This is a genomic window from Bacteroides faecis MAJ27, from assembly GCF_900106755.1.
Lineage (GTDB): Bacteria > Bacteroidota > Bacteroidia > Bacteroidales > Bacteroidaceae > Bacteroides > Bacteroides faecis.
In genome coordinates this window covers 24,154-37,703 of record NZ_FNNN01000026.1, presented here as the reverse complement: position 1 = coordinate 37,703, position 13,550 = coordinate 24,154, and the positions used below count along the sequence as shown (strand labels likewise).

At 44.1% G+C, this 13,550-nt stretch carries 9 protein-coding genes; 5 read left to right on the top strand and 4 right to left on the bottom strand.

The window, feature by feature from the left end; all coding sequences use genetic code 11:
• Window positions 1-4 precede the first annotated feature (4 nt).
• Window positions 5-640, top strand: a complete 636-nt coding sequence (locus BLW31_RS18960; protein ID WP_010539321.1) for a cytidylate kinase-like family protein — start codon at window positions 5-7, stop codon at window positions 638-640.
• A gap of 103 nt (window positions 641-743) precedes the next feature.
• On the opposite strand, the gene BLW31_RS18955 is transcribed toward BLW31_RS18960, so the two are convergent.
• On the bottom strand, window positions 744-2,408 hold the full coding sequence (locus BLW31_RS18955) for a putative transporter (RefSeq protein ID WP_010539320.1): 1,665 nt from the start codon (window positions 2,406-2,408) through the stop codon (window positions 744-746).
• A gap of 259 nt (window positions 2,409-2,667) precedes the next feature.
• Here BLW31_RS18955 and mutA point away from each other — a divergent pair, with 259 nt between their 5' ends.
• The 3 genes from mutA (at window position 2,668) to BLW31_RS18940 (ending at window position 9,019) form a co-directional block, all read left to right on the top strand.
• A complete protein-coding gene (gene mutA / locus BLW31_RS18950; protein WP_010539319.1) occupies window positions 2,668-4,569 on the top strand; it encodes a methylmalonyl-CoA mutase small subunit in 1,902 nt (633 codons plus the stop codon).
• A gap of 1 nt (window position 4,570) precedes the next feature.
• Window positions 4,571-6,718: a methylmalonyl-CoA mutase gene (gene scpA / locus BLW31_RS18945; RefSeq protein ID WP_010539318.1), complete on the top strand. Its 2,148-nt coding sequence runs from the start codon at window positions 4,571-4,573 to the stop codon at window positions 6,716-6,718.
• Between the two features lie 141 nt (window positions 6,719-6,859).
• The gene (locus tag BLW31_RS18940; protein ID WP_010539317.1) at window positions 6,860-9,019 is read left to right on the top strand and encodes a DNA topoisomerase 3; all 2,160 of its coding nucleotides are present in this window, start codon (window positions 6,860-6,862) and stop codon (window positions 9,017-9,019) included.
• A gap of 235 nt (window positions 9,020-9,254) precedes the next feature.
• On the opposite strand, the gene BLW31_RS18935 is transcribed toward BLW31_RS18940, so the two are convergent.
• On the bottom strand, window positions 9,255-10,124 hold the full coding sequence (locus tag BLW31_RS18935; protein ID WP_010539316.1) for a formylglycine-generating enzyme family protein: 870 nt from the start codon (window positions 10,122-10,124) through the stop codon (window positions 9,255-9,257).
• A gap of 127 nt (window positions 10,125-10,251) precedes the next feature.
• Here BLW31_RS18935 and BLW31_RS18930 point away from each other — a divergent pair, with 127 nt between their 5' ends.
• Window positions 10,252-11,067 (top strand): DUF5694 domain-containing protein, encoded by an 816-nt coding sequence (locus tag BLW31_RS18930; protein ID WP_010539315.1) that lies wholly within the window; start codon window positions 10,252-10,254, stop codon window positions 11,065-11,067.
• A gap of 16 nt (window positions 11,068-11,083) precedes the next feature.
• On the opposite strand, the gene BLW31_RS18925 is transcribed toward BLW31_RS18930, so the two are convergent.
• Entirely contained in the window at window positions 11,084-11,950 is an 867-nt protein-coding gene (locus tag BLW31_RS18925) for a hypothetical protein (protein ID WP_010539314.1), read from the bottom strand.
• A gap of 228 nt (window positions 11,951-12,178) precedes the next feature.
• The gene (locus BLW31_RS18920; RefSeq protein WP_010539313.1) at window positions 12,179-13,543 is read right to left on the bottom strand and encodes a dipeptidase; all 1,365 of its coding nucleotides are present in this window, start codon (window positions 13,541-13,543) and stop codon (window positions 12,179-12,181) included.
• Window positions 13,544-13,550 lie beyond the last annotated feature (7 nt).

The following is a 13,550-nucleotide window of genomic DNA, read 5'->3' as shown; positions in this document are numbered from 1 at the left end:
TACTATGAGCGGTAATTATGTTATCAATATCGGTCGCCAGTTAGGTAGTGGCGGAAAAGAAATAGGAGAAAAGTTGGCAGCCCGTTTGGGTATCGACTTTTATGATAAAGAACTGATCAATCTGGCTTCTGAAGAGAGCGGATTATGCAAAGAGTTCTTTGAAAAGGCAGATGAGAAAGCTTCGCAAGGTATTATTGGCGGGCTGTTCGGTATGCGTTTTCCTTTTATCAGTGAAGGGGCGATGCCTTGTACCAACTGTCTGAGCAACGATGCCTTATTCAAGGTACAGAGCGATGTAATCCGTCGTCTGGCAGCGGAGAAATCCTGTGTGTTTGTCGGACGATGTGCCGACTATATTTTGCGGGAGCATCCCCATTGTGCGAATGTCTTTATTTCAGCTTCGAAAGATGACCGTATCGCACGGTTGTGTCAGATGCATCATATTGACGAAGAAGCAGCGGAAGAAATGATAGAGAAAGCGGATAAAAGACGTTCTGAATATTATAATTATTATAGTTATAAGACATGGGGAGCAGCTGCCACTTATCATTTGTGCATTGATTCTTCTTCATTGGGAATTGAAGAAACTGTGCGGTTTATAGAAGAGTTTGTGGCGAAAAAACTGCAACTTAGATTTTGATTGGAAAGAAATACAAAAGTAAAAAAGAAGAGATAAAAAGAAAGCCGGCTGAATTCATCGAAGAATTTGGCCGGCTTTATTATTGATAAGAGCTGAGCTCGATTTACATCATTGCCAGTAAGATCATTTGTCCCGTCAGAATACGGAGGAACATGGACAACGGATAAACGGTAGAATATCCTACTGCAGGAGCGTCGCCGGATGTTGTCTGGTTGGCATAAGCTAATGCAGGAGGGTCAGTGTTACTACCGGCTATCAATCCCATCAGGGTGAAGTAGTTCACCTTATAATATAATCTGGCGATAGAACCGATAATAAGCAATGGGATCACCGTAATCAGGAATCCACAGCCTACATATAATAATCCGTCTCCTTCGACCACCGTTTGCACGAAATTGGCACCGGCATCTATACCGACGCTGGCAAGGAAGAGTACAATACCGATTTCACGAAGCATCAGGTTGGCACTCATTGTGGTATAAGTCACCAGATGCAGCTTATGACCGAAACGTCCGATCAGAATGGCTACTACCAACGGACCGCCTGCCAAACCTAGTTTTAGAGGCGTCGGCATACCGGGGAATGCGATCGGGAGACTACCCAGAAGGATACCTAAGAAGATACCGACAAAGATAGTAACGATATTCGGTGTATCCAGACGTTTCAACTGATTACCTAGTACACCTGCTACACGGTCTACAGCATCTTGTTGGCCTACTACCATGACGCGGTCACCCACCTGCAATATCAGATTAGGATCAGCGAACAGGTCCATACCCGAACGGTTGACACGGGTAACGTTTACGCCATACATGCTGCGGAAGTGCATAGATCCCAAAGTCTTGCCGTTAATTTCCGGTTTGGTAACCAGGATACGGCGTGAAACCATCGGAAGGTCTTGTTTTTCCCAGTCCAGTTCCACTTCTTTACCGATGAATACGGTAATTGCGGGAGCATCTTCTTCCGAGCAGACGATAAACAACTGGTCGCCCACATTGAATATGGTTTCATGATTCGGAATACTTACATGTCCCTCGTGACGAATACGCGAACAAACAAAATTACGTCCCAGAAATTCTTTGATTTCAATTAGTGTCTTTCCGCTGATAGATTCATTACGTACTTCGAGGCTCATCATGTGAGGTTTGTGATGTGCATCTCCGCTTTGAGCTTTCAGACTCTCTTCCTCTTTCGTCATGTTGACACGGAAAATGTAGCGGATGGCGATGATAGAACCAATGATACCTACCACACCAAGCGGGTAAGCGCAAGCATAACCCAGTGCAATCTGCGGTCCGTTATAGCTCAGCTGATTCAGTGCTTCGTTGGCAGCACCAAGTCCCGGAGTGTTCGTCACAGCTCCGTAGAGGATACCTACCATCATCGGCAATTCTACACGACCGTCCCAAAGGTAATAGAGTCCCAGTGCAACGGCAATATTTAACACTACGATGCCTACAGCCAACAGGTTCAGCGTCATTCCCCCTTTCTTGAAAGAAGAGAAGAACGATGGCCCCACCTGAAGACCGATACAGAATACGAACAAGATCAACCCGAACTCGCGGATGAAATGTAGGATGTGTGTATCGGCTGTGAAGCCGAAATGTCCCATTAGGATGCCGGCAAACAAAACAAATGTAACCCCCAGAGATACTCCGAATATCTTTATTTTACCGAGATATACACCGGCTGCCACTACGAAGGCGTAGAGGAACACGATATGTGCCACGGAACTGGGGTCCCACAATAAACTTTGTAACCAATCCATAAATATTAGTAGTTTTTATAATGTTCTTCTAAAAACGGGTGCAAAATTACTCATAACATTGGAGCTAATCAAATATTTCCCGTCTTTTATTTTCCCGGGCAAATGTCCGACATTGTGCAAGTGTACAGTGCGAATTTTCTCTAAAAAAGAGCTTTGTTTTAACTAATTAGTTATATTTGCAGGTCTAACGACGGACATTTGGAAAGAGATACATAAAAATAAAGACAATATTAATTCTTGTTTTAATTTTAGATAAACTATGGCAGACAAAAAAGAAAAACTCTTCTCAGACTTTTCTCCTGTCTCCACCGAGCAATGGATGGAGAAGGTTACAGCCGACTTGAAAGGTGCTGATTTTGAGAAGAAACTCGTTTGGAAAACAAACGAAGGATTCAAAGTGAAACCTTTCTACCGGATGGAAGATCTGGAAGGTTTAAAGACAACAGACGCGCTTCCCGGAGAATTTCCCTATCTGAGAGGTACCAAGAAAAACAATAATGAGTGGCTGGTTCGTCAGGAAATCAAGGTAGAATGTCCGAAGGAAGCCAATGCGAAAGCGTTGGATATCCTCAACAAAGGAATTGATTCGCTTTCTTTCCATGTAAAAGCAAAAGAACTCAATGCAGAATACATTGAAACACTGTTGAATGATATTCAAGCTGAGTGTGTAGAACTTAACTTCTCTACCTGTCAGGGACACGTTGTTGAGTTGGCTAATCTGCTGGTAGCTTATTTCCAGAAGAAGGATTATGATGTGAAAAAGCTGAAAGGCTCTATCAATTATGACTTCTTTAACAAGATGTTGACCCGTGGTAAAGAAAAGGGGGATATGATTCAAACAGCCAAAGCCCTGATCGAAGCTATCCAACCACTTCCTTTCTATCGGGTACTGAATGTAAATGCAATCTCACTGAACAACGCAGGAGCTTACATTTCTCAGGAACTGGGTTATGCGCTGGCTTGGGGTAATGAATACATGAATCAATTGACGGATGCCGGGATTCCTTCTGCCGTAGTAGCAAAGAAAATCAAATTCAATTTCGGTATCAGTTCCAATTACTTCCTCGAAATTGCGAAATTCCGTGCGGCTCGTATGTTGTGGGCTAATATCGTAGCTTCTTACAACCCGGAATGTCTGCGCGATTGTGATAATAAAGGTGCTAACGGAGAATGCCGTTGTGCTGCGAAGATGGCTGTTCATGCCGAAACCTCTACTTTCAACCTTACCTTGTTTGATGCTCATGTGAACTTGCTTCGTACACAGACAGAAGCGATGAGTGCTGCATTAGGTGGTGTAGACTCTATGACAGTTGTTCCGTTTGATAAAGCATATTCAACTCCGGATGAGTTTTCAGAACGTCTTGCACGCAATCAACAACTGTTGTTGAAAGAAGAATCTCATTTCGATAAGGTGATTGATCCGGCTGCCGGTTCTTATTATATCGAAAATCTGACAGTGTCTATTGCTAAGCAAGCATGGGAGCTCTTCCTTGCTGTAGAAGAAGCCGGTGGTTTCTATGCGGCGTTGAAAGCCGGTACGGTTCAGGCTGCTGTGAATGAAAGCAATAAAGCCCGTCATAAAGCAGTTGCCCAGCGCCGTGAAGTGTTGCTGGGTACCAACCAGTTCCCTAACTTCAATGAAAAGGCAGGTGACAAGAAACCGGTAGAAGCAAAATGTTGCTGTGGAGGTAAAGACCATACTTGCGAGAAAGATGTGGATACATTGGTGTTCGACCGTGCTGCCAGCGAATTTGAAGCGTTGCGTCTTGAAACGGAAGCATCCGGTAAGCGTCCGAAAGCGTTTATGCTGACTATCGGTAATTTGGCAATGCGTCAGGCACGTGCACAATACTCTTGCAACTTCCTGGCTTGTGCCGGTTATGAAGTTGTCGATAATCTCGGATTCGAAACAGTTGAAGCCGGGGTAGAAGCTGCTATGGCTGCTAAAGCCGACATTGTTGTCATCTGTTCAAGTGATGATGAATATGCTGAATATGCAATACCTGCATTCAAAGCATTGAATGGTCGTGCTATGTTTATTGTAGCAGGTGCTCCTGCCTGTATGGACGAACTTAAGGCAGCAGGTATCGAGAACTTCATCCATGTTCGTGTCAACGTACTGGATACCTTGAAAGAGTTTAACGCCAAACTATTGAAGTAAGATGAGAAAAGATTTTAAAAACTTAGATATATATGCTGCATTTCAGCCTGCTAACGGTGCTGAATGGCAAAAGGCTAACGGAATTTCCGCAGAATGGAATACACCGGAACACATTGAAGTGAAGCCTGTTTATACAAAAGAAGACCTCGAAGGTATGGAACATCTCGGCTATGCTGCCGGACTTCCTCCTTATCTGCGTGGTCCGTATTCGGTAATGTACACTCTTCGCCCCTGGACCATCCGCCAATATGCCGGATTCTCTACAGCTGAAGAATCCAATGCTTTCTATCGCCGTAACCTGGCTTCCGGGCAGAAAGGTTTGTCAGTAGCATTCGACTTGGCTACTCACCGCGGCTATGACCCCGATCACGAACGTGTAGTGGGTGACGTTGGTAAAGCCGGTGTTTCTATCTGTTCGCTCGAAAACATGAAAGTCTTGTTCGATGGTATTCCTTTGAACAAGATGTCAGTGTCTATGACTATGAATGGTGCGGTACTTCCGATTATGGCATTCTATATCAATGCCGGTCTGGAACAAGGTGCCAAGCTGGAAGAAATGGCAGGTACTATCCAGAACGACATTTTGAAAGAGTTCATGGTGCGTAATACTTATATCTATCCGCCTGCATTCTCTATGAAGATCATTTCCGATATTTTCGAATATACTTCACAGAAGATGCCTAAGTTCAATTCAATTTCTATCTCCGGTTATCACATGCAGGAAGCGGGTGCTACGGCAGATATCGAGTTGGCTTATACATTGGCTGACGGTTTGGAGTATCTCCGCGCCGGAACTGCAGCAGGTATCGATATCGATGCTTTCGCTCCTCGTTTGTCTTTCTTCTGGGCGATTGGTACAAATCACTTCATGGAAATAGCCAAGATGCGTGCAGCACGTATGTTGTGGGCTAAAATTGTAAAACAATTCAATCCGAAGAATCCGAAATCACTGGCATTGCGTACTCACTCCCAGACTTCCGGATGGTCACTGACAGAGCAAGATCCGTTCAATAATGTAGGACGTACTTGTATTGAAGCTATGGCTGCCGCTTTGGGACATACTCAGTCATTGCATACCAATGCATTGGATGAGGCTATCGCTCTTCCGACCGATTTCTCTGCACGTATTGCACGTAATACTCAGATTTACATTCAGGAAGAAACTTATATCTGCAAGAACGTTGACCCGTGGGGTGGTTCTTACTATGTAGAAGCCTTGACGAATGAACTGGCTCATAAAGCTTGGGAACGTATTCAGGAAGTAGAAAAACTGGGCGGTATGGCGAAAGCGATTGAAACCGGTATTCCTAAGATGCGTATCGAAGAAGCTGCTGCCCGTACACAAGCTCGTATCGACAGCGGTTCTCAGACAATTGTCGGTGTGAACAAATATCGTCTCGAAAAAGAAGCTCCGATTGATATTCTGGAGATTGATAATACAGCGGTGCGTCTTGAACAGATCGAGAATCTGAAGCGTTTGAAAGAAGGGCGTAACCAAGCTGAGGTAGACAAAGCGCTGGAAGCGATTACCGAATGTGTGAAGACCGGTAAAGGTAACTTGCTGGAATTGGCAGTGGAAGCAGCTCGTGTTCGTGCAACGTTGGGTGAAATCTCTTATGCTTGCGAAAAGATTGTAGGACGTTATAAAGCAATAATTAGAACTATATCAGGCGTGTATTCATCAGAAAGTAAAAACGATAGCGACTTCAAACGTGCTTGTGAACTGGCTGAGAAGTTTGCGAAGAAAGAGGGACGTCAACCTCGTATCATGGTTGCGAAGATGGGACAAGACGGTCACGACCGTGGTGCCAAAGTAGTAGCAACAGGTTATGCGGACTGTGGTTTCGACGTAGACATGGGACCATTGTTCCAGACTCCGGCGGAAGCTGCCCGTGAAGCGGTTGAGAATGATGTCCATGTAGTCGGTGTTTCTTCATTGGCTGCCGGACATAAGACGTTGATTCCGCAGATCATGGAAGAACTGAAGAAACTGGGCCGTGAAGATATCGTAGTAATCGCTGGTGGTGTAATTCCTGCACAGGACTATGATTTCTTGTACAAAGCGGGTGTAGCTGCTATTTTCGGTCCGGGTACTCCGGTAGCGAAGGCTGCTTGCCAGATTCTTGAAATCCTGATGGATGAAGAATAAACGCTGAAAAATACTAATTTCTTATCCCGCCTTATAAGTCCATTTGGACTGGAGGCGGGATATTTTTTGCCTCTTAGTGCGGTCAGTGAGAAATATTCGTGTAACTTTGTAGACTATTAGTGTAAAACAAGAAGAGAAAAAATGATAGTTTGCATAGCCGAAAAGCCATCTGTAGCACGTGATATAGCCGAAGTACTCGGCGCTCATACCAGAAAAGAAGGATATATAGAGGGAAACGGATACCAGGTGACCTGGACATTCGGGCATCTCTGTACCTTGAAAGAGCCGCATGAATACACCCCTAACTGGAAATCATGGAACTTGGGTAGCTTACCGATGATTCCGCCACGTTTCGGTATCAAGCTGATTGATAACCCTACTTACGAAAAACAATTCCACATTATCGAAGGACTGATGCAGCATGCAGATGAGATTATCAACTGCGGTGATGCCGGGCAAGAAGGGGAATTGATTCAGCGTTGGGTGATGCAGAAGGCAGGTGCCCGCTGTCCGGTGAAACGTTTGTGGATTTCTTCACTGACCGAAGAAGCCATTCGTGAAGGATTTGCCAAGCTGAAAGACCAGACGGATTTCCAGTCTTTGTACGAAGCCGGACTTTCCCGTGCAATGGGGGACTGGCTGTTGGGGATGAATGCGACCCGTCTTTACACAATTAAATACGGTCAGAATAAACAAGTACTTTCCATCGGTCGTGTACAGACCCCTACATTGGCATTGATTGTCAATCGTCAACTGGAAATTGCTAACTTCCAGCCGAAACAATACTGGGAACTGAAAACGAATTATCGGGATACGACTTTTTCTGCTCTCATCCGGAAAAGCGATGAAGAAATAGCTGCCGAAGAAGAAAAGAACGGTGGAAAGAAGAAGATAGACAATCCCGGCATTGATCCTATTGCCAATCGGGAGGAGGGAGAAGCCTTGGTAGAACGTATCAAGGATCTTCCGTTTGTTGTCACCAGCGTCGGTAAGAAAGATGGAAAGGAGTACGCTCCGCGTCTGTTCGACCTGACTTCCCTTCAGGTAGAGTGTAATAAGAAGTTTGCTTACTCTGCCGACGAAACGCTGAAACTGATTCAATCCCTTTATGAAAAGAAAGTAGCCACTTATCCGCGTGTCGATACCACTTTTCTGAGTGACGATATCTATCCCAAGTGTCCCGGAATATTGAAAGGCCTTCGGGATTATGAAGTGCTGACAGCTCCTCTGGCAGGTGCTTCATTGCCTAAATCGAAAAAAGTATTCGATAATTCGAAGGTAACAGATCACCATGCAATTATCCCTACAGGCGTTTATGCGCAGAATCTGACGGATATGGAGCGTCGTGTTTATGATTTGATAGCCCGTCGTTTTATTGCGGTGTTCTATCCCGATTGTAAGATTTCTACTACTACCGTGATGGGAGAAGTGGATAAGATAGAGTTTAAAGTGACCGGTAAACAGATTCTGGAACCGGGGTGGCGTGTTGTTTTTGCTAAAGACGTGAAAGATACTTCCGAGGAAAAAGAGGAAGAGGATGAAAATGTACTTCCTGCTTTTGTGAAGGGAGAAAGCGGTCCTCATGTCCCGGATTTGAATGAGAAGTGGACACAACCGCCCAGACCTTACACGGAAGCAACCTTGCTTCGTGCCATGGAGACAGCCGGAAAGTTGGTAGATAATGACGAACTCCGTGATGCTTTGAAGGAGAATGGCATCGGTCGCCCGTCTACCCGTGCCGCCATTATCGAGACGTTGTTCAAGCGAAACTATATCCGCAAGGAAAGAAAGAACCTGATAGCTACCCCTACAGGAGTAGAGCTGGTGCAGATTATTCACGAAGAACTGTTGAAATCAGCGGAACTGACCGGTATCTGGGAAAAGAAATTACGTGAGATCGAAAAGAAAACATACGATGCCCGCCAGTTTTTGGAAGAACTGAAGCAAATGGTGTCGGAAATTGTGATGAGCGTACTTTCTGACAATACAAACCGGCGTATTACTATTCAGGAAGCGGTTGCCCAGACAGAAGAAAAAGCAAAGAAAGAACCTAAAAAGCGCGAGCGTAAGGCAAGCGCTCCCAAAGAGAAGAAGCCGAAAACTGAATCGAAAGAAACGGGTAAATCGCCTTCTGTCCCTGCACCGGCTGCTGCTACTGCTTCTTCTGCACCTGACCATACTGATGCTTTGGTCGGTCAGCCTTGTCCGCTTTGTGGGAAAGGCACTGTCATTAAAGGAAAGACGGCTTACGGATGTTCGGAATGGAGGAATGGATGTACGTATCGGAAGAGCTTTGAGTAAAACTTTCCTTTATCGCATATTTTAGTTTTTTTTATACTGATTCTTATTCGTTCCACAGTTGTTGTCTTTTAGTTCCACAACTGTTTCCGCTTCGTTCCATAGCTGTGGAACGAAAGGAAAACAATTGTGGGACGAATAAAGAAAAGCAAATAAAAGAAGAATTGTTGCTAAGCCAGCCTGAAAGATTCTTTTGGGAGTATTCTTTCAAAGGTGCTCGTGGGTATTTTACTTTGATTTACTGTACCGGAGAGGGGATTACTAGCCGTAATCCATAGTCAATATCCCATCGTTGCGGATTTACTCCATAGCGATTGGTTATTTTGCAATATTTCTCAATAGTGTAATAGCTGCCTCCTCGCAAAACCTTATGCATGTCTTTTCCACCTAAATCGGGATCGATGTTTCCGGTAAAAGGAACTTTTTTATCGTACCAGTCCATGCACCATTCATATACATTCCCGCTCATGTCATAAAGTCCAAGTTCATTTGGCTCTTTTCTTCCTGTCTCTTTGGATACATAGTTATTATTATATTTTTCTCTAAACCAGGCTACCTGTTCCGGATTATTGCTGCCGGAATAGATAAAATTCTTTGTATTCAGTCCTCCACGTGCCGCATATTCCCATTCCGCTTCGAAGGGTAGCCGGAAGGGTAACCCGCTCAGTTCGGATAGCCTTTGAGTGAAGCGACGGGCATCATACCAGTTGATTTGGTCTACCGGAAAATCGCGTTTGTGCTGATTGGAAGGGTTGTTTCCCATAATCACATACCATTCATCTTGGCTGACCTCATATCGATTGATAAAGAAAGAGCCTACAGTAACAGGAACGTCGTTATTTTCTCCCATATTTATGCTGTTTCCTTCTACATAGATCATATTCCATAAAATATAGCGTATGACGGCTTTTTGTTCCTTATTTATAGTAGGCGACCAATGCAAGGCTTTTTCCAGCTCAGTGGGAATGGCATCAATGATACTTTTTTCCCGCCGGCATTTGTCATAAAACGGCTTCCATACTTGCTGCTTTTGTGCCGAACTTGATAATGCAATCCCTGACAATAGAAAGAGAAGGCTTACCATTTGTTTTGCGTATTCTTTTATCATGCTGCTTCTTTTTCTTTTTGACGACATAAAATGAAAATGACTGCAATGATTATACTTAAATTAGCTTAATGTCTGTTGTTTGAAAAAAGTTTATTAACTTTGAGCATCAAACATATAAACAAATACAATGAATAAAGTTACATTGTTTTTTATCATGGCGTGCATATTTTACCTGAAAGGATATGCTCAGCAAACAGAAGTTCTGACACTGGGAGTCTTTCACTTTGACTTTCCGAACCTCGATATGCAGCAAATATCCGAAGAGGATCAGATTGATGTATTATCGCCTGTTTATCAGAAAGAAATAGAGTTAATAGCGAATAAACTGGCGAAGTTCAGGCCGGATGCAATTGTCATTGAGCATCCTGTAACCGGACAGCCAAAGGTTGATAATCTTTTTAAGGCATACCTTGCCGGAAAACATAAACTTTCGAAAAGTGAAGTGCAACAGCTTGGTTTCAGGATAGCAAAATTGTGTCATGCAAAGATTTATTGTGCAGATGCACGGGGAACACAGACTGCTCGTATCGAAGAATTACTGGAAGACGATAGCACGAAACAATATCAGGATTTTGAAGAGAGTTTTGTGCATTCTCCCGACTCTTCTTTATATTTCGAAGACCAGCCCATATTCAAGCAAAAAGGAATACTTCCCCAACTGATACATCTTAATGACCCCGAACATATTAAAAAGGACTTGGGTAACTATCTTATCGGACACTTTAAGTATGAATCTGACAAGGGAGATTATACAGGAACCGATTTTGAATCAGGAAGATGGTTCAACCGCAACCTGAGAATATTCCGGAATATCCAGCGTACGCCAAAATCAGCCAGGCGGATACTTGTGATCTTTGGTGCGGCACATATGAATCTTTTGAACTACTTGTTTGAATGTTCGCCCGAATATAAATTGCTGGATGTGAATGATTATCTGAAATAAGTTGGCGATAGCGATTTTACCGTATAGGTATATGCATGCGGGGTGGTCCGATCGTCGGACCGCCTATACCTCTGTTTTTATCAAAGACGACATCACGGAGAATCTCGTATAGTATGCCGCCTACATCCAGACCCAATGTGAACTTGTTGAAATGATAGTAGGGGATCATGACAGGAACCGTTTCCCAACGTCCGCTCATTGCATCGTAATATCGCTGTACTCCCATTTCCATTCCAAAACGGTCGGACATATCAACGGACATGGTAGCGCCGTAGCTATGGGTACTCATGCCATAAGAGTTTCCGATGTCGTATGAACCGAACACTTTGAAAGTGACACGATCGGAAGGATGATAAAGAAAGGCGCCCGAAGTACTGAAAGCCTGTCCGGTGATGTGGGACATATTGATCTTCATCGCATTAGCACGGACCTGCAACTCAAATTGTTCATTGAAAATGTGCTGATAACCTAGCGAAGCATTATTGAAACGCCCGATACCTGCCATGCTTGTCTGACTCCCGGAGCCGAACACTGCCCCGTGGGCGAATTGATGCAATATCCCGTCTGTGCGGTAATCACCTCTGAAAAGAAGGGAAGGATTAGTCTGATAAGGCAGGCTAATGTCTCTTTTCAGTGAAAAACGGGGCATATGTTCTGACTGTCTGGCTGGATATAAAGAATATGTAGTGCTCTTTTCTGGAAAAATTTCAAGTGTAGAACGTTGTAACACGCTTTCTGGCTCCATTGATACACTGTCACGGGCTATGCGTATACTGTCATTATTTTCTTGTGCGGAGAGTAGCTGCGGAATAAAAATCAGCAGAATGAGGATTCCCCAATGAATTGGAAGCGATGATATGCTAACTTTTTGTTTCATACGCATTTGCCCTCCTTTACTTTAATGAATCTTATATACAAAAATAACGAAAGGCATTTTGAAAAGCAAATAATACGTCTTATTTTATTCCATTCGCAGGCTTTTTTAACTCAAATAGAAGTAACTTGGATTTTTTCTGAATAAATACCTTTTTCTGAATAAAAAGAACGGTAGAGAAGTGATGAGATCATCAACCTGTCTACCGTTCTTTTATTTTACACCTTTGCGGCTTATTTATTTTTTCGCATATTCTTGATGGAACTCAACCACTGCCTCAATTCCTTTTCGGAAAATGTCCAGCGAGAAGTTCTCATTCGGTGAATGGATCGCATCTGATTCAAGCCCGAATCCCATCAGTACCGTTTTAGTACCCAATACTTGTTCAAATGTTGAGATGATAGGAATGCTTCCACCACGGCGCACTGCCAGTGGCTTTTTACCGAAAGCTATTTCGAAACCTTTTTCCGCAGCTTGATAAGCTGGGAGGGAGATTGGGCAAACATACCCCTGTCCTCCGTGCATCGGAGTTACTTTTACCTGTACGGTATCAGGAGCAATATGCGCGATGTAATCTGCAAATATCTGCGAAATCTTGTGATGATCCTGATGTGCAACCAGTCGGCAGGAAACTTTCGCATATGCTTTTGAAGGAAGGACTGTTTTGGAACCTTCACCTGTATATCCTCCCCAAATGCCGCATACATCGAAAGACGGGCGGCAACTGTTGCGTTCCAGTGTGCTGTATCCCTTTTCTCCAAAGAGTTCTTTTACTCCGATCGCTTCTTTGTATTTCTTTTCATCGAAAGGAATATGAGCGATCATCTCTCTTTCTGCTTGCGGTACCTCTTCTACGTCATCGTAGAATCCGGGAACGGTTATTCTTCCGTCTTTATCTGTCACTTTACTGATTATTTCGCAAAGCACATTGATCGGATTGGCTACTGCTCCTCCGAAGTGTCCCGAATGTAAGTCACGGTTCGGACCGGTTACTTCTATTTCCCAGTAAGCCAGACCACGCAGGCCAGTGGTTAGTGACGGAAGTTCGGCACCCAGCATACTGGTATCCGAAACCAGAATGACGTCTGCTTTCAATAGCTCTTTATGCTCTTCACAGAAAGCTTCCAGACTGGGCGAACCGATTTCTTCTTCTCCTTCGAAGATAAACTTGACGTTGTTTCTTAGAAGTTCGTTCTTGGCGAGATATTCAAAGGCTTTGACCTGAATAAAGGATTGTCCCTTGTCATCGTCCGCGCCGCGCGCCCAAATGTACCCGTCCCGTATTTCGGGCTCGAATGGCTGGCTTTTCCATAATTCCAACGGCTCGGCAGGCATTACGTCGTAATGGGCGTAGACTAATACCGTTTTGGCATTGGGGGCCACGATCTTTTGCGCGAAAACAATCGGATTACCTTTGGAAGGCATTACCAATGCTTCGTCTGCTCCGGCTTCGAGCAATAGTTGTGCCCAGCGTTGTGCACATGCAAGCATATCATCGTGATGTTCCGGCAAGGCACTGATACTGGGGATACGGATGAGGCTGAACAAGTCCTCCATTATTTTCGGTTCGTTCGCTGCGATGTATTTTTGAATTTCGTTCATAAGAATG

Excerpts from the sequence above, each read along its gene's own strand:
- BLW31_RS18920 (WP_010539313.1), bottom strand. The coding sequence starts at position 13,543 with ATGAACGAAATTCAAAAATACATCGCAGCGAACGAACCGAAAATAATG.
- mutA (WP_010539319.1), top strand. The coding sequence starts at position 2,668 with ATGGCAGACAAAAAAGAAAAACTCTTCTCAGACTTTTCTCCTGTCTCC.
- scpA (WP_010539318.1), top strand. The coding sequence starts at position 4,571 with ATGAGAAAAGATTTTAAAAACTTAGATATATATGCTGCATTTCAGCCT.
- BLW31_RS18940 (WP_010539317.1), top strand. The coding sequence starts at position 6,860 with ATGATAGTTTGCATAGCCGAAAAGCCATCTGTAGCACGTGATATAGCC.
- BLW31_RS18960 (WP_010539321.1), top strand. The coding sequence starts at position 5 with ATGAGCGGTAATTATGTTATCAATATCGGTCGCCAGTTAGGTAGTGGC.
- BLW31_RS18925 (WP_010539314.1), bottom strand. The coding sequence starts at position 11,950 with ATGCGTATGAAACAAAAAGTTAGCATATCATCGCTTCCAATTCATTGG.
- BLW31_RS18935 (WP_010539316.1), bottom strand. The coding sequence starts at position 10,124 with ATGATAAAAGAATACGCAAAACAAATGGTAAGCCTTCTCTTTCTATTG.
- BLW31_RS18930 (WP_010539315.1), top strand. The coding sequence starts at position 10,252 with ATGAATAAAGTTACATTGTTTTTTATCATGGCGTGCATATTTTACCTG.
- BLW31_RS18955 (WP_010539320.1), bottom strand. The coding sequence starts at position 2,408 with ATGGATTGGTTACAAAGTTTATTGTGGGACCCCAGTTCCGTGGCACAT.